The sequence below is a fragment of the Pseudocolwellia sp. G5-9 genome, from assembly GCF_055808995.1.
This window is the reverse complement of sequence record NZ_CM147893.1, coordinates 3,471,513-3,491,706: the sequence shown is the minus strand read 5'-3', so window position 1 is coordinate 3,491,706 and position 20,194 is coordinate 3,471,513. Positions and strand designations below refer to the sequence as shown.

The window sequence follows — 20,194 nt, the reverse complement described above, 5'->3', positions numbered from 1 at the left end:
AGGATTATTATGTCTATTAAATCTTTAGAAGCTTACAAATTACCGTCATCAATTGATATCCCACAAAACAAAGTTTCTTGGGACTTTGAACCAAACCAATCGGCATTGTTAATACATGATATGCAGGAATATTTCATTGAATTTTACGGCCAAAACAACCCGTTAATTGAACAGGTCATTCAACATATTGTTGAACTTAAATCATTTTGTAAAGTGCACAACATCCCCGTTTATTATACAGCTCAACCTAAAGAACAATCGGATGAAGATAGAGCTTTATTAAACGACATGTGGGGGAAAGGACTACCACAATACCCAGAAAAGCAATCTATTATCTCTGAGCTAGCACCTGATCAGCATGACATTGTATTAACCAAATGGCGCTATAGTGCATTTTGTCGTTCACCGCTCGCCGAAATGATGCAATCACAAAATAGGAACCAACTCTTAATTTGCGGAATTTACGGTCATATTGGTGTTATGCAAACAGCCGTAGATGCTTTTATGAATGACATTAAGCCATTTTTAATTGCCGATGCAATTGCTGACTTTAGTTTAGAAGACCATTTAATGGCACTGAAATATATTTCAAAAAATGCAGGACGAGTCGTATGTAAAGACGACATTGTTAACATTAACTTACTCTCAAAAAGCACCATTCGCTCACAAATACTGCCTTTAATTGAAGATGCTGAAGATTTAGATGATGACGATAATTTAATAGATTTTGGGTTAGATTCTGTTTCAGTGATGACTTTAATGTCTAAATGGCAAAAACAAGGGATTAATGTAACTTTTGTTGAGCTCGCTAAATCTCCAAGTATTAATGGTTTTTGGGCGATCCTATCAAATCCTAATCAACAACAAAACGTGTGATCAATATGTATTCTAAATTATCAGGCCACAATGACTGGCAAAATAAAATAGTATGGGTTACTGGAGCTAATCAAGGAATTGGCGCAGAAACAGCCAAACAGTTTCAGCAATTAGGTGCAAAAGTTATTGGTTTTGACCGAGAATTTAGCTTACCTAACCATAAAATAACTCAAGTAGTTTTAGATATTAGTGATGAAATAGCCATTACAGATACTTGTAAATCATTATTAAAATATTATGGTCGAGTCGATATTTTGGTCAATATTGCTGGGATACTAGAAATGGGCGATATTATGGATTTGACTACCGAACAATGGACATCTTCATTTAATGTGAATGTGTCAGGTGCTTTTCATCTTATGCGACAAGTTATTCCTCAAATGAAGTTAAACAAAGAAGGCGTTATCGTTAATATATCGTCAAATGCTACTCATATGCCTCGCATGTCAATGGGCGCGTATAGTGCATCTAAAGCAGCCTTAACTAACCTCACTTTAGTTGCAGGCATTGAACTAGCCAAATATGGCATTCGTTGTAATGTAATATCGCCAGGTTCTACACAAACACCAATGCAATGGTCGCTTTGGAATGACTCTCAAGGAGAAGAACAAACCATTAATGGTTTTCCTGAACAATTTAAACCAGGCATTCCATTAGGAAAATTGGCAACGCCTGAAGATATAGCCGATACCGTTATTTTTTTATGTTCGCCAAACGCAAGTCATATCACATTACAAGACATTGTTATTGATGGTGGCGCTACGTTAGGTAAGTAACCTGAACTCGGCTTAATAAATATGTTAGCTAATAATTTAAAATTTAACGTAAACTCAAACACTCATTGTGTAGATTTAAAGTCAACAATTATTCAATGTCACAATGGCTTGATTACCACTGAGTGCCTTTTTTTTCCTGAGCTATTTAATGACGGAAATTTTGAGCTTTTAAATATAAAATTACCCGAAAGTTTGAAAGGAGCGGTACCTAAAAGGAAAGCTGAATTTTTAGCTGGCCGTTATTTAGCTAAAGTAGCATTACAAACAATGGGAAAGCCTTTTTGGCATATACCTATTGGTGAAAATAGAGAGCCTATTTGGCCAAGCGGTATTATAGGCTCAATATCTCATTCATCAAATATTGCACAGTGTATAATTAGCGAGAATAAATATTATCAATATATTGGCCTAGATATCGAACATTGGATATCAGAAAATGATCGCCAAAATATTGAAAGTTCTATAATTACAGCTAGCTCAGAATATGAATCCTTGATACCTCATTTACCTCTGAATAAGGCCCTTACCGTTATTTTTTCAGCAAAAGAAAGCCTGTTTAAAGCCTTATATAAAAATATAGGGGAATACTTTGATTTTTCTGCTGCTCAAGTGACTTCAGGTTCGTTCAGACAAAAAGAACTCACTTTAACGCTAATAACAGATCTATCAAACACTATAAAATGTGGCGATAAATTCAAATGTACCTATACCATTAATAATGTTCATGTGGTTACAAAAATCACAGTAAAAAAAGAAAAACTCAGTTATCCCTAGCAATCATAGGCTTTATACCCTTACATAAGCTTTGCGTGAATTTACTTTTATTTACCACTGAGTTCTATATATACGAAAATACTTAACCGTCATTATGTCAAAATTCTAATTGAACGATTATAATGCCCAGCAATTATTTAATGTTAGGAATTTAAACATGCGTCCAAGCGGCAGAACTCTAGGGCAAATTCGTCCTGTTACCATTACTCGTCAATTTACTACTCATGCTGAAGGCTCAGTTTTAATTGAGTTTGGCGATACTAAAGTTATTTGTACTGCCTCAGTTGAAGTAGGTGTTCCTCGCTTTTTAAAAGGCCAAGGTAAAGGTTGGGTTACTGCTGAATACGGTATGTTACCTCGTTCAACGCATACGCGTATGAGAAGAGAAGCTGCAAACGGTAAGCAAAGTGGTCGCACGTTAGAAATTTCTCGCTTAATCGCCCGTTCATTACGCGCAGCGATTGATTTAAAAGCCTTGGGTGAAAATACAATTAGTATTGACTGTGATGTTATTCAAGCTGATGGCGGTACACGTACAGCGTCTATTACCGGTGCTTGTGTGGCATTAGTTGATGCCCTTAACTACATGCGCGCTAAAGATATTATTAAAACAAATCCGTTAAAACATATGATTGCCGCTGTATCAGTTGGTATTTATAAAGGCGAAGCCGTAGCCGACTTAGATTACCCAGAAGATTCAGCCGCTGAAACTGATTTAAATGTAGTGATGACAGATACAGGTAAGCTGATTGAAGTACAAGGTACCGCAGAAGAAGAACCGTTTAGCTTTGATGAGTTACAAGAAATGCTAGCACTTGCTAAAGCAGGCATTAACGAATTATTTGACGCACAAAAAGCCGCTTTAAATTAACTAGGACACGATATTCATGAAAAACTATCAACGCGAATTTATCGAATTTGCTTTAGCTAAAAATGTATTACGCTTTGGTGAATTTACTTTAAAGTCTGGCCGTACTAGCCCTTATTTTTTTAATGCAGGTTTGTTTAACACGGGTGGCGATTTAGCAAAGCTGGGCCGTTATTATGCTTCGGCATTAGCTGATTCAAACATTGAGTTTGATTTACTCTTTGGCCCTGCTTACAAAGGTATTCCTATTGCAACAACCACAGCAGTAGCATTAGCCGATCATCATAATATGGATTTACCGTACTGTTTTAACCGTAAAGAAGCTAAAACACATGGTGAAGGCGGTTCTTTAGTTGGTTCTCCGCTGCAAGGTAAAGTTATGTTGGTTGATGATGTAATTACGGCAGGTACAGCTATTCGTGAATCAATGGAAATTATTAAAGATCACGGAGCTGAATTATCAGGTGTACTTATTGCGTTAGATCGCCAAGAAAAAGGCCAAGGTGAGTTATCCGCTATTCAAGAAGTTGAACGTGACTTTGGAACACAAGTTATTTCGATTGTAACCTTAGCGGATCTTATTAGTTATTTAGAAGAAAAAGTAACGGAAACGCCTAGTTTAATTGATAGCTTAAATAACATTAAGCAATACAGAGAAAACTACGGTATTTAACCTGAGCTCGACTTAATAAATGTTCTTCTAGCTGCTATTTTTAGTCACTTCGGCGTTAAATTCACTTGCAATAGGCCAGCTATTGACGCGTAAATTTGCCTTGAATTAAGTAGAAATATCAAACTAGAAGCGAGTCGAATTTTAATGTTTATTTTTCAAGGAATTAACTATTTCTTAAACCGAGACCAGGTTATTTAACTAACCGGAACTTCTAATAAAAAACCCGCTAGATAGCGGGTTTCTTTTTATATAAATAATAATATTGTACTAAGCGGTTAATTCAAATTGATACGAGCTTTGTTTCTCGTAGGCTTGCGTTATTCCTGAATAAAACCCTTCAATGCGTTGAGACCTTGCTTTTACGTCATTAGAAATTGACGGAGCTATTTCTTCTTGTGCTTTTAATGTTTGATTTATTTGCTCATCAAACGACTTACTTTGTACATTCGTGTTTTTTTCTTTATTAAACACTTCGCTGGCATCGTTATATGGAGCCGATACACTTGCTTGATTTTCACTTTCAGAAAACTCTAAACCCAAAGCAATTAAATCTCTTTGTGCTTGAGTAATTAACTCTGCGGCTTTCGCTGCGACTTTAGTATCTTGAACTGAAGGGTTTGCTGGGGCTAAAGCTGCTGCGTGCACCTTCTGCATTTTAGCTATAGTCGCTTGAGGATTTCCCTCAACGGGAGATAAATCAACAGACACTTCACCGTTTACAGCATATTTTTTACCATCAGGTCCTACTTGAAATTCATACGACGGTGCCCCCGTAGATGCTCCACCAACAGAAGCATGAGCGAGCTCGTGCGAACGTACTTCTTGATCACGTTGTTTGAGTTGCTGAATTTCTTTTTCATGCTGAAAGGCTTCTAAACTATTAGGTTCAGGAGATGTTTTTTCTGCTCCATCTCCTTCCTTACTCTTTTTCTCACTTTCTTGAGCATGTTGTTGATGCTCATTATTTTCTTGATGCTCTTGTTCTGCATTACCATTTATTTGGCTAGCATTTTTTTCTGCAGATTTTTGTAATTCAGCAAAGTTAAATTGGTCACCCGTTTGGCCTGAGGCTTTTTCTTTCTCTGCTGTACTTTTTTCTGCCGGTGATCCACTTGTTGCTGTGGGGGCAGTAATGATAGGTCGCTGAATATTTTCACGACGCAAGTTATCTGTTGGCGGATTAACCGCTGTAGCAACAGGTAAATTTTGAATATGCGGCGTGATGTTCATTTTACACTCTAACGTCTAATAGCGTGCCTAAAGCTTCATCAGCTGTTTTTATAACTTCAGCAGAGCCTTTCGCTTGATGCTCCGCCACTTTTAAATTAACAACAGATTCGGTTAAGTTAGGTTGAGTACTTTGTTGTGAGTTAATTTGAGAGCTAGGTTGAATAGCTTGTTGGTTTTCAGTGGCCGCTTGTTGATCAAGAATAGTACTTGATACTATATCAGACGCTGCTTGACTGGCGTCTTCAGTCGCTTTTTGAAAACCTTGTATTCCACTGTTAAATGCAGATTGAATTTCCACGGTTATCTCCTTCGTACAACATGAGTGTTAAACACTCAAAACAAACATATAAGCTAATGTTTAATTATTGACCATATATGATAAAAAGTAAATGAATTAAACCCGTTTCCTTATTAAACAAAACCTATATTATGCTGGTAAAATCACTCACTACAGGCGTTTGTTTAACTAACTCGCTGTTCTAATTATCAAATAAGCAACGCAATAATTAATGCCCTTAACCAAAAAATATTTAATTTTTTGATGTATTACAGTTGATCCAGCCATCCTAAAAGCACCTCATTAAACTCTTCAGGGTGAGAAATAAAGGGGGCGTGCGATGCTTTAGGAAAAATATGCTTTTGACTATTAGGCAATAAAGCATCAATAGGTTCGATTGCCGATTTAGGCACCAAACTATCGAGCTTTCCATATAATCGTAAAAAAGGCATTTTTAGTAATGGTAGCTGCTCACGTAAATCAACGGTTTCTAATAATTGCAACGAATCAGCCAACGTTTGTTGTGTGGGTAACGAGTGTTGCATCACTAAGTCACGAATAGTTTTTATGTCTTGCCTAACATGAGGGCTACCCATGGCTTGAATTTTTAAAAAGCCCTCAAGGGTTTTTTGTGTATTCTGTGCTAGTTGCTGATAAAACATTTTCAATACGTTAGGTAATATTCCAGGCCATACTGGTTCTTCATCAGCTTTGTTTAAAAAACAGGGAGAGCTTGCCACTGTAACGCAAGCAACCACTTTTTCAGGAAAACTATAAGCTAATTGTGTGGCAACTAAGCCACCTAAAGACCAACCTAAATATATCGCAGGAGTATTAATAGTCGACTGAATTTCGTTAACCACATTGATTAACGAATAATTTGTCAGTGGCTTATTTATGTTTAGCCCAAAACCGGGTAAATCAACGGTAATAATATCAATATGTTGCTGTAATTTTTTAATGCTTGGTTCCCAAACAGCAGAATTAAGCCCCCAACCATGAATCAACACTAAAGGAATTTTTTTTTCCTTCTGGCTATTATTTCCTGATATATATTGTTTAGTAATTAGCGAATTACTCATTTTATTTCTATACTGATTAACAATGGAATTAAGTTTACTTGAAGGATCTTAGAAATGGAATTTGATGCTGTAAATATTAAGCATGGCGCGTTTAGCTTTTTAGATAAAATAAAACAACTGATTCATACCTCAAAGCTCGCTTTATCGTCTTGCGACTTATGTGGAAATCAATGTGAAGAACATCCCCTACTTTGCCAATTTTGCTTACGTGATTTACCAAAATTTAATTATCAACTTATTTCAGCTGACTTACTTAATTGGCCAGCCATTAATAAAATAATCCCCATAAAATCATTCGACCACCTTCATAGCTTATCTCCCCATACTTGGCCTTATACACAATGGATATCTTCATTAAAATACAAAGGCCGATTTGAGCTTGCCGATTTATTAGGTAAATTACTTTATGAAAGTTGGAAAAAAGGCTCTGAAGACATAGATACATTTGAAAAAAACACTATGCCAGAACTTATATTGTCAGTGCCTTTATATTTAACTAAATGGCAATATCGTGGTTATAATCAAGCGCATTTAATTGCCAAAAAATTCGCAAAATACAGTGGTATTCACTATCAACATAATATTATTAGCCGAATATTAGAAACTGAAAGCCAAGTGGGTAAATCGGGAAGCCAACGACGCAACAACATGAAAAATGCGTTCGATTTAAAACTCGATACGATAAAGTTACCTAAACATGTCATATTAATTGACGATGTAGTCACAACAGGCACAACGGTTAATGAAATTTCATCTTTACTAAAAAAACATGGCGTACAAACAGTTAGTGTACTGAGTGTCACTATTGCATTACCTGAAACGATCTAAAGCCTTGTTTTATTTACAAGATAACATTTATCGTGTTGCCGGAGCGTTAAAAACTTTTCCAAAGAATATACTGTTTGCTAGTATTTTTACACTACCGTACCAATAACCTCTAAAAGCTAAATTGTCAGTGGTAGCAATAACACGACCTTTACCCACATTATGCGCAACTAATGATGAGGTATTAGCAATTCGTTTAATTAAGTTTTTGTCGGTATACCCACTTAATAAAGGCTCTACCGAGTATGTCCCCACGTTAGTAAAAGGGTAATGAAGTGGTTCCATGATTAAAGTATTATTTCTAAATACAGGTAATGTTTTTTTAGAAAAACCAAAGGCTAATGGATGTGTTATATCAAGTTGTGTTTCATAAATTGCCCCAGCGATGCGCTGCCTAGCAGCCAAATCACTTTTATCTTCATAACTTAAATTAGAGCTATCAAATAACTGACGAAGTTGATTATTACTCACAAAAGAGGCTCGTAATATGTCTTTTTCAGCCAACCACTTAGCGGCATGTTTTTGGGCAAATACAACACCGCCTAGCTTCAACCAACTTTCTAATTTAATAACCACACTTGGGTTTAGTGATTGATAGTTACCATCTACCATTACAATATGTGTGTAAGTATTAAAATCGATAACACCTAAACGATCTTTTTCAACGACTGTAAGTGGTATATGCTGCGTATCATCTAAATAAAATTTAACTTCTGCGGCTTCCCATTCAGAAACACCTTTGCCTCCTATCATTAACACTTTAACAGGGGGAATTATTTTTAAAGACGGACTACCAAAATCTACACCTTGGCTTGTATAACCAGACGATAAAGCAACAAGCTCAATATTGTTTTCTTGAGCTATGTTTATCGTCTGCTTTTGCCAATAATTTTGTGTTTGAATATTAGTTGGGATAATAATTGTGCCGGCTTTAAACTCTCGCTCTTTTCCTGCAACTTTAATCGTGAAGTTTTTCGTAGTAACTTTGGTTTTAATATTGTTTTGCTGTAATTGATTTAATAGCTTTGGCGCTAAAAAGTCATGCCATTCAAAGGCATAAGCGTAAGCATTATAGTCGTTTTCAGTTTGAGTGATAGGATGTTCTTCTGTTTTAAAATCCCAAGCATTTTTACTTAACTCTAACCCCCAAGTGCTATCAACTTGATGATATTCAATATTCATTGCTAAAGGTAATGTCCAACCAGAAACATCATAAAAAGTGTTATCTTTAAACTCTTTGGGTGTATCGAATAACGCTTTAATTACTTTATATTTTGGCTGCTCTAGTGGAATGTAATAACTATATGATGGGCTAAACTCTTTCGACTTAAATTTAAAATTTTCCGTTAAGCCGTAGACTTCTATTTTGTGCTGTTTCAGTTTGTCTAAAAACGCATTTAAACGGTAATGATCATTTTTCTCTGTAATGATATATCCGCTAAAATTTTCTTTTTTCGCCTGCTTTTTAGCATTTTTGTAAAATGTTTTTCTATGCTCAATAAATTGTTCTTTATTACTCCATGCCCCTTCTATTGTCGATAAAGAAGTTAATACATGGTTTTTTATGCCATATTCAAACGTTAACAAACCATTAATGGTATCGGTTTGCATACCTCGGCTAGTAGCTTGCTCAAACAAAACACCTACGCTACCGTTAATATCTGGGTAAGTAGAGCCCTTGCCGTAATAAAAATCGTCAAAATTTTCTTCACTAAAATATAAACGATTTTCTTTATCTAAAGCTTTGGCGTGGTACGTAGCGAGTAAGTGCGTTAATTTAATATTGTTTTTAGGCGTTAAAGGATTGTTACGAGTAGCAACGCCTGGCTGAAAAAAATAACTGTTGTCTGACACCATCTCATGAAAATCGCCAACAACATGTGGCTGATAACGTTGAAAGTATGCCATTCTATTTTTTGTTTCAATTTGCGAAAGTGGTAACCAGTCACGATTTAAATCAAAACCAAAATGATTTGATCGCCCTGTTCTCCAATCTTGGTGGTGTTCAATATGATTAGGATCAGCATTAGGAGCTGTTCCTCTATTATCGCTTACCCAACTGGCAAAACGATCCATTCCATCTGGATTTATGCTCGGCTCTAGTACAATAACGGTATTATCTAGCCATGCCTTTACTTTTTTATCTTCACTTGCAGCTAAATAATAAGCTACCACCATTGCTGCATTAGCGCCGCTTAATTCATCACCGTGTACACTATAACCTAGCCAAATAACGAGAGGTTCATCGTTATTTTTACTCGATAAATTATCACGTGAATTTAAAATACTACTGAGGTTCTCAATATTTTTTTCGCTTGAAATAGTGACCAGTATTTGATTTCTTAGCTGATGCGTTTGCCCCATAGAGGTTATTTTTAAACGTTTAGAGCTATCATCTAACGCTTCAAAATAGTTTAACAGTTGGTCGTAACGCACATGTCTGTCACCTAAACCAAAGCCTATAATACTTTTAGGGGTAGGAACTATTTTATTGTATGTATGATTTTCAGGAAGATAAGTTGTAACTGATGCCGCTTGAGAAAAATAAACAAAAAAGAGGGTGAACATTAATATAATGGTTCGAAAAAAAGACATCTAATTATCCTAAAGTGGTATTTATAGAAGGTGTATAAAGTTGTTTCTATTCAACGCAAATTTTATAGAGTTGAGTATTACAAAGCATTGCCTTGAATTAATATCACTCAAGTACTCTGAAATACGCATCTTGATTGGTAACGGGTTTATATAAAAATACCAAACTATTAGCCTTGAAACTAGAACTAAAAACTAAATTAGAGCTTTTATTTTAATCTACCACTAGCACCAATCACCTTTGAAGAGTAAAATATACATACTTGAGTAATTTACTCGGGTATTTTTACCTTTTTTGTTAACGTATATGTAGAGAGTAGAACACTGTTATGATCAATATTTCTGAAACCGCTCAAGAGCATTTTGTTAAGCTATTATCACAACAAGCTGAAGGCACAAGTATTCGTGTATTTGTTGTAAATCCTGGAACTGCTAGTGCTGAATGTGGTGTGTCTTATTGTCCTGCTGATGCTATCGAACCTGAAGATATTGAAATACCCTTTGAAAAATTTTCTGCTTATGTAGACGGCGATAGCAAACTTTTCCTAGAAGATGCCGAAATAGATTTTACTACCGACCAAATGGGATCTCAGCTTACATTAAAAGCACCCAATGCAAAATTACGTAAAGTAAGTGATGACGCTCCATTATTTGAGCGTGTTGATTACTTTTTAAAAGCAGAGGTTAATCCTCAATTAGCGGGCCACGGCGGTGAATGTACGTTAATGGAAATTACCGAAGACGGTTATGCGGTATTACAGTTTGGTGGTGGTTGTAATGGCTGTAGCCAAATTGATGTAACGGTAAAAGACGGCATTGAAAAACAGTTAATCGAGATGATGGCTGGTGAGATTAAAGGTGTTAAAGATATGACCGAACACGAACGTGGTGATCATTCTTACTATTAACCATTAATTAACTTGTCAATATCATTGAACAAGCTATTAGAAAAATTAGGCCAACACCCACAACGTAGTTTGTCATTTTTTATGCGTGGGCTTGGCCTTTTTGCTATTGGCGCATTATTTATTTTTGTTGGTTACTACTTTCATTATTACTGGCAAATACTAGGACTGTGCTTTTTAGTACCTGCCATATTATTAGCCGCTTATGGATACATAGGAATGTTTGCCAATAGACTGCTTAATATTTTTCAAAGAAAAAAATAGTAATAACTCCTTTATAGCGGACTCATAGAAAAATGATGACTCGCAATAATAAAGCCTTCACGTAAATAAAACTTATGCGCCATATAACGCTGCACACCTGAATCTATATGTAATTGCTGACAACCATTCGCTTTAGCATGTTCTTTAAGCCACTTAACAATAGTAGCCCCTGCAGATTTAGAGCGTGTATGTTCGTTGGTAATAAGATCATCAACGTAAATGTGCTTACCCCAAGCGAGTTTTTGTCCAAATCTAAACCCTGCTACACAAACTACTTCGTTATCTTCTTCAATGTAGGCTATTTGGTAACCTTCTTTCATCTGTTCAGTAATTTGCGTTTTAATATAGGCAACGGGAAATTGAGTACGTAACTGTTGTAAAACAACCGCAATGCCATATAAATCTGAATGACTATCAGCTAGCTTTACTTCCATTTTCATTCCTTAATTAGATTATGTAGATTTGACATACTAAGAAAATAAACTGTAACGTTTATTTATATAAAAGTCCCACTCATATGTAATATAATTTAAAGGTATTTCCTCTTATTTACCAGCTGAGATAATCATGTTCACAAAAGTACCTACATTCGTTGTTTTTATATCTTCAGTATTATTTTCATTGCTTATAACATGTGAAGCTGCGGTAATTTTACAATATCACCACGTTAGTGATACAACACCTAAAAGCACCTCTATTTCACCAGAACAATTTGAACGTCATTTACAATACTTAACCGATCATCAGTTTAATGTGATCTCTTTACCTAGCTTAGTTGATGCACTTAAAAACAAACAAGCTCTACCAGATAAAACCGTTGCTATTACCTTTGACGATGCATACAGCGATATTGTATCGCAAGCTAAACCCCTGCTTGATAAGTTTAACTTCCCTTACACTATTTTTATCAACCCTAAACTCATTAATGAAACCTCTAACCATAATTTGTCTTGGCAGCAAATAACCTCATTAACAAAGCTTCCAAACAAACAAGTAACTATAGCCAACCACGGTTTAATCCATGATTCGTTTGCAAGAAAACCAGAAAATAAAACTCATAAAGAATGGTTTGAACAACAAACGCAAGATTTACTACTAGCTGAAAAACTCATCGAAAAACACACAGGCCAAACATGGCGATTATTCGCTTACCCTTACGGTGAATATACGCTAGAGCTACAAACATGGCTGAGAGAAAATAAGTTTACTGCTTTTACTCAGCAATCAGGTGCTGTTGGTTTACATACCGACTTAACTATTATTCCACGCTTTCCGGCATCTCAACCTTACGATCAATTAGATACCTTAAAAGATAAGTTATATTCATTACCCCTTAACATATCGGTTATTAATGAGACTATTAACAATAAAATAAGCGAAACAAAAACAATTGCACGTTACAACACCATAAGTAGTGTGAACTTTGATGTACAAACTAAAGACTTTTATCCAAAATCTTTAAATTGCTATGTATCAGGGTTAGGAAAACAAAAAATAAAATGGCTAAACCAAGAACGTTTTAGTATTGAATTTTCAGGGCCATTACCTATCGGCCGAGTACGTAGTAATTGTACGGCCCCAAGTATTAATAACCCCGAAAGGTACTATTGGTTTTCACAACCTTGGTTTATTTTAAATACCGATGGTTCGTGGTATCCGTTGTAATTATGCAAGATGGGAATAAATTAATTAACGTTAAAACCACTCAGGTTAACTATTTTAGCGAAGTCACTTACTAAGTCATCACCTTCAACTGTTGGTAACCTTCCTAGCACTTGATGAGGCTGAAAAATTGCAGCAATATTTCCGTTGGGGTTAATTAATACAATAGACGCACTATGATCTACTGTGTACATGTTGTTTTCTGCTCGCTCGCCATCATTCATGGCATACATAAGCCCTAAGTTACGAGCGAATGGAAATAGCACTTCATGCCCACTATTCAGCGCAATAAATTCTTTATTAAAATACTTTATATAACCGGCTAGTTTTTCTGTTGTGTCGCGTTTAGGATCTACAGAAACTAAAATAACTTGCGTATTTTTAGCTATGTTTTTCATATCATCGTAAACAAAATTTAGCTCTTGTAATGTGGTTGGACAAACATCAGGACAAGAAGTATATCCAAAAAACACCCACGACCACTTGCCCTTAAAGTTATCATTAGAAAAATCATTTCCGTTGTGATCTGTCATAATAAACGGTTTTATTTCTCTTGCTTGTTCATAAAACAAAGCATGTTCAGGCTTAGCTTGTTGGTTGAACTGGGAAAATAATAAAACACCAGTAATTAAAGCCGCAACTGCAACCACAACATATAAAATTTTATTCATAACTTATCGAGTTCTCGTCATGTTTTTTAAGTAAATTATCAAGGTTATGATATAGGTAACATGTAATGATCTACTAATAAAATAATAAAAAGTAACATTAAATGTATGATAGAAAATTTAAAAGTATCCATAGCGGTATTTTCATCGGCATTAAACTTAAGTTTCCATGCGTACATAAAGAAAATTAAATTTAACGTTACGGCGCCTATCAAATACAACCAATTACACATACCAACCAAATAAGGCAATAAGCCCACTATAAACAGCAAAACGGTATAAAGTAATATTTGAGTTTTGGTAAAACTTACACCATGAGTAACTGGCATCATAGGAATATTTACTTTAGCGTATTCATCTTTACGATGGATAGCTAATGCCCAAAAATGTGGTGGTGTCCAAGTAAAAACGAGTAAAACCAATAATAAGGCATGAGGATGTATTTCATTAGTCATGGCTGTCCAACCTAGCAAGGGTGGTATTGCTCCGGCTAAGCCACCAATTGTAATGTTTTGCGGAGTCGCTCGCTTTAAGTACATAGTATAAACAAAGCTATAACCAACTAATCCCGACAAAGTAAGCCAAGCCGTTAACGGGTTAACCAAACCATATAAAACAACAAAACCGATGACTGCCATACTTACAGCAAAAATAATGGCATTTTTTGAGGTTAAACGCCCATTGGGTAACGGCCTGTTATAAGTTCGCCCCATTTCACTATCTATTTTTTCATCAACAATGTGGTTAATGGCCGCGGCGGCTGAAGAGAGCAAACCAATACCTAACATAGATGGGAGTAATAATTGCCACGGAATGGTACCCGGCACAGACAAGCTCATACCTACTAAGGCAGTTAAAACAAGTAAGGCGACAACTTTTGGTTTAGTAATATCATAATAATCACGCCATGTAGCATGGGAAAGTTTAGCACCTAAGTCGGACGTTGCTGTGTTCATATTAACTCCTATATTTTGCGCTGTAAGCCAAACGTGAGAAGGATCAAGGTTAGCATTAAACATGCTGCTACAACATTATGGGCAACAGCTACTCCAAGTGGTAATGAAAACCACACGTTACTAACACCTAAGCCTATTTGACAAAATAAAACTGTAATAAGTCCTAAAGATGCCTGCTGAAAAAATTGTGAAGAAGCCCTGCGCATAACAGTAAAGGCAAGCCATAATAAATATACAGCGGTTACGATAGCACCAAAGCGATGCATAACATGAATAGTGAGCCGAGAAGCATGATTTAAATGACCAAATTCATAGGTGTCACGCTCTGGAGGAATAAGATCAAATGAGTCTTCAAACGTCAACTCCTGCTCCCATCCTGCTTGACAAATAGGTAACTCTGTACAAACAAGTGCCGCATAATTAGAAGATGTCCAACCGCCTAGCGCAATTTGTCCTGTTAATATAACAATGCCAATAAAGCCAAATTTTGCAAATTTTCTTAAACTAGTATTACCTTCTCGTACATGAAAGCGTTTAAGTCTTAAATATAAGAGAAATAATAAACTTAAAGTCGTTAATCCACCAAGTAAATGCCCCATTACAACAATAGGCATTAATTTCATTGTAACCGTCCACATACCTAATGCGGCCTGAAAAATAACAACTCCGAGTATCAATATGGGCAGAAAAACAGGTGTACCAACCTCCCTATTTTTAATCGATAAAAAAGTAATAACGAGTATCAGTAATCCTAAAGTACCAGCAAAATATCGGTGGATCATTTCGTTCCACGCTTTTTCTGGCTCAACGATTCTATCTGGGAAAGCCGTTTGAGCTTTTAAAATTTCTTCACTCGTATGAGGTACATCATGAAAGCCATAGCACCCTGGCCAATCTGGGCAACCTAATCCTGCATGAGTCAATCGTGTGTACGCACCTAAACTAACAACTACAATCGCTAATAAAATACTAACCAACACTAATTTTCTTATATTTTTAATGTTACGACTCATCACTGTTATCCACTTCTTAATAATTAACTAAATTCTTATTTAACCACTTTAATGTTTAACCAATTTTTGAATACTTTAATAACTTTTTCATGTCTGCCAGAATGTTTTTTCCAAACAGTGTTTGTTGTTCAAATAATTCTGGGGGTTGGTGCTCTAAAATAATATTGCCGAGAGGATCTACAATTAAAACTTTTTGTTGCTGAATAAGAGAATGTGGATTACTTGGCGATGGGATAACTGACCATTTTGAAGGTTCTAAGTGGCTTAACTGTTTTTCTAATAAAGGCGCTTTATAAAGGGCTACGTTTCTCACTTTTGGCATTTCTCGCCCTAAAGCAATAAAAGTATTGTTTACACTCAGTAGTGTTTGTTCGCATTGCTCATTACAACGATCAGGTAACACATATAAAATCAGCCATTTATTATCAAGTTCAGAGTTATTGATGCCTATATCTTTTAAGGTTAACTCACTTTCAACTAACGTCCCTTTATTAGTAACCCCATAATCTAGCCAATTTTGAGTTAATGCGAGCTTGGCTAAAACAATGGGTAGCACAAACGCCCCTAATACCATCAATAAATTACGACGAGATTTTGATTTTTGCGTTTCACTCATACATCTAAATCCTTAGTATTATTATTTTCACTCTTTGTTTTATTACTATCGGTTTTATCAGCTTTATTAAATTTAATTGAAGCCCAAAACATCAATATTAACCATACTATGGCTAAACTAAACCACTGAAAAGCATAAGCTCTATGTTTCTCTGGTGGCATAACAATAGGCTGCCAATTTTTTTTATATCCTAAGCTTTCATCTTCATTAACATAAACAACAAAAGGTAAAAGTGTTTTTTGGGCAACAACCGACAATTTATCAATTTCAACTTGTTGTATTCTTAACGGCCACGACACGTTATTAAATTGCTGCTCCATCAACAGTATCCCTTTTTCAATCAAACGTATATGCCCATTCAATTCAAAAGAACCAGTAATAGCTTTAACATTAGGTAATTCATTCCTATTGATTGAACCTACAATCCAACCTAAATTCACTAATAATGATTGATTATTCGCATTAAATATTTGATAAACACGATAACCCAATTGACCATTGTTGGTTTGGTTGTCTAACAGAAACAACGCGTCTTTTTCAAATTCACCTTTAAGCTTAATAGGAAAATCATTAATATCAGTTATCGGAAACTTTTGTATTTCTGACAAAGACATCGCGGTAGTTTTGCTCAGTTGAGTAATATTGTGAAGGCGTTTTTCTTTTTCGACAGCTCTAGCACTTTGCCAAAACCCTAATTTTACTAATGCAGAAAAAACCAGTAGGGTAAAGATTAACCAAGGTAAACGAATGTTTGATAGTACATGTTTCAAACAACTACTTCCTTACAGCAAAAGATCAGGAGACTTACCATTGATCATTAAAATAATACTCGTTGGTTGTTTAATTTTTATGGTGTACAACCTTTTTAGAGCTTTGTTTATTATGAATAAAAACGATCCTAACCAGCCTTCAATGTCTAAATTTATAGGTCGTAGAGTTATGATTTCAGCATTTATTGTTATTCTAATGCTGGTAGGCATTATGACTGGCCTTATTACCCCTAACCCTGCACCTTACTAAAAAAGTACCTACTTGAAACAAGTAAGTACTTTGTTTTTAAAATAAAAATTGTTTATAAAATATATACAAACACAAATAGCATTACCCAAACTACATCAACAAAATGCCAATACCAGCTAGCCGCTTCAAAGGCGAACGCGTTAGTTGATGTAAAGTGCCCTTTTAATACTCTCAAAAACACCACAATCAACATAATAGTACCAAGGGTTACATGCATACCATGGAAGCCCGTTAGTAAATAAAACGTTGAACCATAAATACCACTGGTCATGTACAGTTTCATTTCTTCAGAATAGCCATGAGCATATTCTTGTACTTGAAAAAACAAGAAAGTTACACCTAACAAAATGGTTAAACCCAACCAAATTTTCAAACCCTTTCTATTATTTTTTTCTAATGCAGAATGAGCAAAATGAGCTGTTATAGACGATGTTAATAACAATATAGTATTAATTAATGGCAAACCATACCAACCCATTTGAGTCGTTTCAGTTCCATCAGGCGTTTTAAGTAATGGCCATGCAGCAGTAAATTCAGGCCATAACACAGCGCCTGTCATTTCATTATTACCTGCACCGCCTAACCATGGCACCGACAATGTGCGTGCATAAAACAAGGCACCAAAAAAAGCTGCAAAAAACATAACTTCTGAAAAAATAAACCAGCTCATGCCCTGCCTAAACGAATTATCCATTTGATGGCTATATTTACCCGCCATAGATTCATTTATCACGTTACTAAACCAGCCATACAGCATGTAAATAACTAAACAGATGCCAGCAAGTAACAGATAACCACCTATTCCACCTTCCGCCGTATTAAGTGTTGATACGTAATTACCAGCACCAATAGCGATCAAAAATAACGCAACAGCACCTACTATTGGCCAATGACTTTGCGATGGTACGTAATAACTTTCATATTCTTTGTTAGTCATTAAATTTCCCCTCATTTATGCGTAAAACGCAATATTCTTTTTATGAGTCAACTTTGCCTGTTACATCGTACAAAGTATAAGACAAGGTAAGCGTTGAGATATCTTTAGGTAATTCAGGATCCACATAAAATTGTAATCCCATTTCTACTTCTTCATTACCTTTTAACGGTTGCTGGGTAAAACAAAAACATTCAATTTTTTGAAAGTATGCCGCAGCCAACCCCGGTGATACAGAAGGAACAGCTTGCCCGATAATATCTCGATTAGACTCATTTTTAGCGTAAAATTTTACAAATTTCGTTTCACCAGGATGAACAGTAATTTCTCGTTGAACCGGCTCAAACTTCCAAGGAATACCTTGAGCGGTTCTACTAATAAATTGCACATTAACAGTGCGGCTTGTATCAATACCATCGGTATACGTAGTTGCTGCCGACTCATTGGTTTTACCGTTTAGTCCTGTAATGTCACAAAAAACATCATATAAAGGTACCAACGCAAAACCAAAACCAAACATACCAAAAACAATAAGCATTAATTTAGATAATACTTTCTTGTTATTTTTACTTTGTTCAGTTTGCTCTACAGTCACATTAATACCTTTATCAATTACTATTCAAACAATCACTAATCAATTTTTGGTGGTGTTGAAAACGTGTGGTATGGCGCTGGGCTAGCCACAGTCCATTCTAGTCCTTCTGCTCCATCCCACGGTTTAGCCTCGGCTTTTGCTCCGCCTCTAATACACTTAATAACAACAGCTAAGAATATTAATTGCGATAAACCAAAGGCGAACCCGCCAATACTTACCCACTTGTTAAAATCAGCAAATTGTAAAGCATAGTCAGGTATACGACGTGGCATACCCGCTAAACCTAAGAAATGCATTGGGAAGAATAGTAAATTTACAGAGATAAGAGAGCACCAAAAATGCCATTTAGATAACGACTCGCTATACATATGCCCAGTCCATTTAGGTAACCAATAATAAGCCCCTGCATAAATAGAGAATAACGAACCAGTAACCAATACATAATGGAAATGCGCAACAACAAAATAGGTATCGTGATATTGAAAATCAACAGGAGTCATAGCTAACATTAACCCTGAAAACCCACCAATCGTAAATAAAATAACAAAAGCCAGCGAAAACAACATAGGCGTTTCAAAAGTTAATGAACCGCGCCACATAGTTGCTACCCAGTTAAATACTTTTACACCCGTTGGAACTGCGATCAGCATAGTACAATACATAAAGAACAGTTCGCCAAATAACGGCATACCTGTTGTAAACATATGATGAGCCCACACGATAAAAGAGAGTAATGCGATAGACGAGGTTGCATACACCATTGACGCATAACCAAACAGCTTTTTACGTGAAAATGCAGGAATGATAGTAGATACAATACCAAACGCTGGCAGGATCATAATATAAACTTCAGGGTGACCGAAGAACCAAAATATATGTTGGAACATTACGGGGTCACCACCACCTGCAGCATCAAAGAAGCTGGTGCCAAAGTAAGTATCGGTTAAGAGCATGGTTACCACACCGGCAAGCACCGGCATTACCGCTATTAATAAATAAGCTGTGATGAAAAATGTCCAAACAAATAATGGCATTTTCATGTAAGTCATACCCGGAGCACGTAAATTCATTATGGTTACAACAATATTGATTGCCCCCATGATGGATGAAATACCCATAATATGAACAGCAAAAACAAAGAATGCTGTACTACCATTTGAATACGTTGTTGATAATGGAGCGTAGAAAGTCCAACCAAAGTTTGGCGCACCTGATTCCATAAAAAACGAACTCAATAAAATAGCGAAAGCAAAAGGTAATATCCAGAAGCTCCAGTTATTCATACGAGGTAAAGCCATATCTGGAGCACCGATCATCATAGGTAGCATCCAGTTAGCAAAACCAGTAAAGGCCGGCATAATGGCGCCAAACACCATAATTAAACCATGTACCGTCGTTAACTGATTGAAAAAGTCAGGCTCAACAATTTGCAACCCGGGCTGAAATAACTCAGCTCGAATTACCATAGCTAACGCACCGCCCGTAAGTAACATAATAAACGAGAACCATAAGTACAGCGTTCCTATGTCTTTATGGTTAGTGGTATACAACCAACGTTTTATCCCCGTCATTTTATGATCGTGATGCT

The 20,194-nt window shown here is 35.9% G+C and carries 23 protein-coding genes; 10 read left to right on the top strand and 13 right to left on the bottom strand.

The features are described from left to right. The first annotated feature begins 9 nt into the window (after positions 1-9). The 5 genes from AC0L5Q_RS15100 to pyrE all read left to right on the top strand — a co-directional run bounded on the left by AC0L5Q_RS15100 (position 10) and on the right by pyrE (position 3,967). Positions 10-876 (top strand): isochorismatase family protein, encoded by an 867-nt coding sequence (locus tag AC0L5Q_RS15100; protein WP_473610589.1) that lies wholly within the window; start codon positions 10-12, stop codon positions 874-876. Between the two features lie 5 nt (positions 877-881). Next, positions 882-1,652, top strand: coding sequence for a 2,3-dihydro-2,3-dihydroxybenzoate dehydrogenase (gene dhbA, locus AC0L5Q_RS15095; RefSeq protein ID WP_473610586.1), 771 nt, complete (start codon positions 882-884; stop codon positions 1,650-1,652). Positions 1,653-1,673: 21 nt separating this feature from the next. Next, positions 1,674-2,426 carry a 4'-phosphopantetheinyl transferase family protein gene (locus AC0L5Q_RS15090; RefSeq protein ID WP_473610582.1) on the top strand — a complete coding sequence of 251 codons (753 nt, stop codon included), beginning with the start codon at positions 1,674-1,676 and terminating at the stop codon, positions 2,424-2,426. Between the two features lie 157 nt (positions 2,427-2,583). After that, positions 2,584-3,297 carry a ribonuclease PH gene (gene rph / locus AC0L5Q_RS15085; protein WP_076417697.1) on the top strand — a complete coding sequence of 238 codons (714 nt, stop codon included), beginning with the start codon at positions 2,584-2,586 and terminating at the stop codon, positions 3,295-3,297. A gap of 16 nt (positions 3,298-3,313) precedes the next feature. After that, entirely contained in the window at positions 3,314-3,967 is a 654-nt protein-coding gene (gene pyrE / locus AC0L5Q_RS15080) for an orotate phosphoribosyltransferase (RefSeq protein ID WP_473610576.1), read from the top strand. A 267-nt stretch (positions 3,968-4,234) separates the two neighbouring features. Here pyrE and AC0L5Q_RS15075 read toward each other — a convergent pair whose 3' ends face one another. The 3 genes from AC0L5Q_RS15075 to bioH all read right to left on the bottom strand — a co-directional run bounded on the left by AC0L5Q_RS15075 (position 4,235) and on the right by bioH (position 6,556). Then, a complete protein-coding gene (locus tag AC0L5Q_RS15075) occupies positions 4,235-5,197 on the bottom strand; it encodes a putative metalloprotease CJM1_0395 family protein (RefSeq protein WP_473610573.1) in 963 nt (320 codons plus the stop codon). A gap of 1 nt (position 5,198) precedes the next feature. Then, positions 5,199-5,495 carry a hypothetical protein gene (locus tag AC0L5Q_RS15070; protein ID WP_473610568.1) on the bottom strand — a complete coding sequence of 99 codons (297 nt, stop codon included), beginning with the start codon at positions 5,493-5,495 and terminating at the stop codon, positions 5,199-5,201. Positions 5,496-5,743: 248 nt separating this feature from the next. Beyond that, positions 5,744-6,556, bottom strand: coding sequence for a pimeloyl-ACP methyl ester esterase BioH (bioH, locus tag AC0L5Q_RS15065; RefSeq protein ID WP_473610565.1), 813 nt, complete (start codon positions 6,554-6,556; stop codon positions 5,744-5,746). Positions 6,557-6,610: 54 nt separating this feature from the next. On the opposite strand from bioH, the gene AC0L5Q_RS15060 reads away from it, so the two are divergent. After that, positions 6,611-7,384, top strand: coding sequence for a ComF family protein (locus tag AC0L5Q_RS15060; RefSeq protein ID WP_473610562.1), 774 nt, complete (start codon positions 6,611-6,613; stop codon positions 7,382-7,384). Between the two features lie 27 nt (positions 7,385-7,411). On the opposite strand, the gene AC0L5Q_RS15055 is transcribed toward AC0L5Q_RS15060, so the two are convergent. Continuing rightward, entirely contained in the window at positions 7,412-9,976 is a 2,565-nt protein-coding gene (locus tag AC0L5Q_RS15055) for a M14 family zinc carboxypeptidase (protein WP_473610559.1), read from the bottom strand. A gap of 326 nt (positions 9,977-10,302) precedes the next feature. Between AC0L5Q_RS15055 and nfuA the strand changes: the two genes are divergently transcribed. Both nfuA and AC0L5Q_RS15045 read left to right on the top strand, forming a co-directional pair. After that, positions 10,303-10,881, top strand: a complete 579-nt coding sequence (nfuA, locus tag AC0L5Q_RS15050) for a Fe-S biogenesis protein NfuA (RefSeq protein WP_473610555.1) — start codon at positions 10,303-10,305, stop codon at positions 10,879-10,881. Between the two features lie 24 nt (positions 10,882-10,905). Beyond that, positions 10,906-11,142 carry a hypothetical protein gene (locus tag AC0L5Q_RS15045; RefSeq protein WP_473610552.1) on the top strand — a complete coding sequence of 79 codons (237 nt, stop codon included), beginning with the start codon at positions 10,906-10,908 and terminating at the stop codon, positions 11,140-11,142. Positions 11,143-11,153: 11 nt separating this feature from the next. On the opposite strand, the gene AC0L5Q_RS15040 is transcribed toward AC0L5Q_RS15045, so the two are convergent. After that, positions 11,154-11,576 carry a GNAT family N-acetyltransferase gene (locus AC0L5Q_RS15040; protein WP_473610548.1) on the bottom strand — a complete coding sequence of 141 codons (423 nt, stop codon included), beginning with the start codon at positions 11,574-11,576 and terminating at the stop codon, positions 11,154-11,156. A gap of 133 nt (positions 11,577-11,709) precedes the next feature. Between AC0L5Q_RS15040 and AC0L5Q_RS15035 the strand changes: the two genes are divergently transcribed. Continuing rightward, complete coding sequence (locus AC0L5Q_RS15035; protein WP_473610544.1) at positions 11,710-12,807, top strand: polysaccharide deacetylase family protein; 1,098 nt, start codon at positions 11,710-11,712, stop codon at positions 12,805-12,807. Between the two features lie 20 nt (positions 12,808-12,827). Here the strand turns inward: AC0L5Q_RS15035 and AC0L5Q_RS15030 are convergent, their stop codons facing one another. Genes AC0L5Q_RS15030 through AC0L5Q_RS15010 form a run of 5 tightly spaced genes read right to left on the bottom strand, consistent with a single transcriptional unit; the run spans position 12,828 to position 16,827 of the window. Next, the gene (locus AC0L5Q_RS15030) at positions 12,828-13,475 is read right to left on the bottom strand and encodes an SCO family protein (protein WP_473610540.1); all 648 of its coding nucleotides are present in this window, start codon (positions 13,473-13,475) and stop codon (positions 12,828-12,830) included. Positions 13,476-13,519: 44 nt separating this feature from the next. After that, positions 13,520-14,428 carry a heme o synthase gene (gene cyoE / locus AC0L5Q_RS15025; protein WP_473610536.1) on the bottom strand — a complete coding sequence of 303 codons (909 nt, stop codon included), beginning with the start codon at positions 14,426-14,428 and terminating at the stop codon, positions 13,520-13,522. A gap of 8 nt (positions 14,429-14,436) precedes the next feature. Beyond that, a complete protein-coding gene (locus AC0L5Q_RS15020) occupies positions 14,437-15,441 on the bottom strand; it encodes a COX15/CtaA family protein (RefSeq protein ID WP_473610533.1) in 1,005 nt (334 codons plus the stop codon). Between the two features lie 55 nt (positions 15,442-15,496). Further along, on the bottom strand, positions 15,497-16,057 hold the full coding sequence (locus AC0L5Q_RS15015; RefSeq protein ID WP_473610529.1) for a hypothetical protein: 561 nt from the start codon (positions 16,055-16,057) through the stop codon (positions 15,497-15,499). Next, the gene (locus AC0L5Q_RS15010; protein WP_473610526.1) at positions 16,054-16,827 is read right to left on the bottom strand and encodes an SURF1 family protein; all 774 of its coding nucleotides are present in this window, start codon (positions 16,825-16,827) and stop codon (positions 16,054-16,056) included. The genes AC0L5Q_RS15015 and AC0L5Q_RS15010 overlap by 4 nt, the downstream gene beginning before the upstream one ends. Here AC0L5Q_RS15010 and AC0L5Q_RS15005 point away from each other — a divergent pair. Continuing rightward, positions 16,805-17,077, top strand: coding sequence for a DUF2909 domain-containing protein (locus tag AC0L5Q_RS15005; RefSeq protein ID WP_473610523.1), 273 nt, complete (start codon positions 16,805-16,807; stop codon positions 17,075-17,077). The genes AC0L5Q_RS15010 and AC0L5Q_RS15005 overlap by 23 nt on opposite strands. A 52-nt stretch (positions 17,078-17,129) precedes the next feature. Here the strand turns inward: AC0L5Q_RS15005 and AC0L5Q_RS15000 are convergent, their stop codons facing one another. From AC0L5Q_RS15000 to ctaD, 3 genes are read right to left on the bottom strand one after another with little or no spacing between them, the layout of a single operon-like run. Next, positions 17,130-18,014, bottom strand: a complete 885-nt coding sequence (locus AC0L5Q_RS15000) for a cytochrome c oxidase subunit 3 (RefSeq protein ID WP_473610519.1) — start codon at positions 18,012-18,014, stop codon at positions 17,130-17,132. A 40-nt stretch (positions 18,015-18,054) separates the two neighbouring features. After that, a complete protein-coding gene (locus AC0L5Q_RS14995) occupies positions 18,055-18,606 on the bottom strand; it encodes a cytochrome c oxidase assembly protein (protein ID WP_473610516.1) in 552 nt (183 codons plus the stop codon). Positions 18,607-18,641: 35 nt separating this feature from the next. Then, the gene (ctaD, locus tag AC0L5Q_RS14990) at positions 18,642-20,177 is read right to left on the bottom strand and encodes a cytochrome c oxidase subunit I (RefSeq protein WP_473618316.1); all 1,536 of its coding nucleotides are present in this window, start codon (positions 20,175-20,177) and stop codon (positions 18,642-18,644) included. Positions 20,178-20,194: the final 17 nt, after the last annotated feature.

Coding starts and splice junctions, on each gene's coding strand:
- AC0L5Q_RS15100 (WP_473610589.1), top strand. CDS start 10: ATGTCTATTAAATCTTTAGAAGCTTACAAATTACCGTCATCAATTGAT.
- dhbA (WP_473610586.1), top strand. CDS start 882: ATGTATTCTAAATTATCAGGCCACAATGACTGGCAAAATAAAATAGTA.
- AC0L5Q_RS15090 (WP_473610582.1), top strand. CDS start 1,674: ATGTTAGCTAATAATTTAAAATTTAACGTAAACTCAAACACTCATTGT.
- rph (WP_076417697.1), top strand. CDS start 2,584: ATGCGTCCAAGCGGCAGAACTCTAGGGCAAATTCGTCCTGTTACCATT.
- pyrE (WP_473610576.1), top strand. CDS start 3,314: ATGAAAAACTATCAACGCGAATTTATCGAATTTGCTTTAGCTAAAAAT.
- AC0L5Q_RS15075 (WP_473610573.1), bottom strand. CDS start 5,197: ATGAACATCACGCCGCATATTCAAAATTTACCTGTTGCTACAGCGGTT.
- bioH (WP_473610565.1), bottom strand. CDS start 6,556: ATGAGTAATTCGCTAATTACTAAACAATATATATCAGGAAATAATAGC.
- AC0L5Q_RS15060 (WP_473610562.1), top strand. CDS start 6,611: ATGGAATTTGATGCTGTAAATATTAAGCATGGCGCGTTTAGCTTTTTA.
- AC0L5Q_RS15055 (WP_473610559.1), bottom strand. CDS start 9,976: ATGTCTTTTTTTCGAACCATTATATTAATGTTCACCCTCTTTTTTGTT.
- nfuA (WP_473610555.1), top strand. CDS start 10,303: ATGATCAATATTTCTGAAACCGCTCAAGAGCATTTTGTTAAGCTATTA.
- AC0L5Q_RS15040 (WP_473610548.1), bottom strand. CDS start 11,576: ATGGAAGTAAAGCTAGCTGATAGTCATTCAGATTTATATGGCATTGCG.
- AC0L5Q_RS15035 (WP_473610544.1), top strand. CDS start 11,710: ATGTTCACAAAAGTACCTACATTCGTTGTTTTTATATCTTCAGTATTA.
- AC0L5Q_RS15030 (WP_473610540.1), bottom strand. CDS start 13,475: ATGAATAAAATTTTATATGTTGTGGTTGCAGTTGCGGCTTTAATTACT.
- cyoE (WP_473610536.1), bottom strand. CDS start 14,428: ATGAACACAGCAACGTCCGACTTAGGTGCTAAACTTTCCCATGCTACA.
- AC0L5Q_RS15020 (WP_473610533.1), bottom strand. CDS start 15,441: ATGAGTCGTAACATTAAAAATATAAGAAAATTAGTGTTGGTTAGTATT.
- AC0L5Q_RS15015 (WP_473610529.1), bottom strand. CDS start 16,057: ATGAGTGAAACGCAAAAATCAAAATCTCGTCGTAATTTATTGATGGTA.
- AC0L5Q_RS15005 (WP_473610523.1), top strand. CDS start 16,805: ATGTTTGATAGTACATGTTTCAAACAACTACTTCCTTACAGCAAAAGA.
- AC0L5Q_RS15000 (WP_473610519.1), bottom strand. CDS start 18,014: ATGACTAACAAAGAATATGAAAGTTATTACGTACCATCGCAAAGTCAT.
- ctaD (WP_473618316.1), bottom strand. CDS start 20,177: ATGACGGGGATAAAACGTTGGTTGTATACCACTAACCATAAAGACATA.